Origin of the sequence: Pseudothioclava nitratireducens (assembly GCF_029210495.1) — a bacterium.
Lineage (GTDB): Bacteria > Pseudomonadota > Alphaproteobacteria > Rhodobacterales > Rhodobacteraceae > Pseudothioclava > Pseudothioclava nitratireducens.
In genome coordinates, this window is sequence record NZ_JARGDK010000038.1 from 1 (window position 1) to 928 (window position 928).

Annotated in this window: 2 protein-coding genes; one reads left to right on the forward strand and one right to left on the reverse strand. The window is 58.7% G+C overall.

Annotated elements, in window-relative coordinates:
• The coding region (locus P0X85_RS15095) for an acyl-CoA transferase (RefSeq protein WP_275815202.1) at positions 1 to 411 on the forward strand (411 nt) is incomplete at its 5' end.
• On the opposite strand, the gene P0X85_RS15100 is transcribed toward P0X85_RS15095, so the two are convergent.
• On the reverse strand, positions 408 to 928 hold a 521-nt coding region (locus P0X85_RS15100; RefSeq protein ID WP_275815205.1), incomplete at its 5' end, for a bactofilin family protein. The two genes, P0X85_RS15095 and P0X85_RS15100, sit on opposite strands and share 4 nt — an antisense overlap.

Consider the following 928-nt stretch of genomic DNA (forward strand, 5'->3'; position numbering starts at 1 on the left):
CGCGAAACCATCCTCGCCTCTTTGCATGGCAAGCTTCAGGTGCTGGATGCCTTGGTGCTGCGCAACGCGGTGCTGCCGGAACGGATCGGCCGGGACGGCGTTGTGATCTTGCGAGATGGGGAGCCGGGGACGCCTGAGGTGACGCTCTCGCCTCTGGCGTATCACTACCAGCATCGGGCTGAGATCGAAGTAATCGTGCAAGTGAGCGAGGGGCGCGATGCAGCCTTTGACTGGCTGGTTGCGAGCCTTGGGGCGGTGCTCGCATCCGACCGAACATTGTGTGGCCAGTGCGACTGGGTTGAGCCTGAAGCTCCGCAACCTGTCGATTTGCCGATTGAGGGCGCTTCCCCCCTGAAAGCTGCGATCATTCCGATCGTGCTCTATTACACGACGGCGGATCCTTTGGCTTAGGCTTTCTCTTTGGTTTGCAGGTGACCGTTCATCTGAGCGCCTGCATCAACAGAAATGACTTCGGCCGCGATATTTGCGTTGACCCGGGCTTGAGATTTGATGGTGACCGTCACCGCTGCAATCGTGCCCTCGATCTGGCCTTCGACCATGACGGTATGGGCCCGAACGTTGCCTGTGATTTTGCCGTCTTTGGTCAGCACGAGTGTTTCTGCGGTCAAATCGCCGACGATCGTTCCACCGAACTCGACGATCCCGTCGCTGCTCCAATCCCCTTTGATGGTAATGCCTTCGTGGAGGACTGAGCGGCGCTTGTCGGTGAGGCTGCCCTCCCGATAGGGGGCCTCGTAAGACTTGGCGGTTTCTTCTTTTGCTTTTGCAAACATTGGCAAGGCCATTTCTGTGCGGAGTTTTGGCCAGTTGGTTGCAAATGGCGAACGGGTCAAGCCTGTTGGGGCGATCATATACGAAAGGGACAGAACATGGCACGAGCCCAGGGGGCGCGGGCGCAGATGGCGCT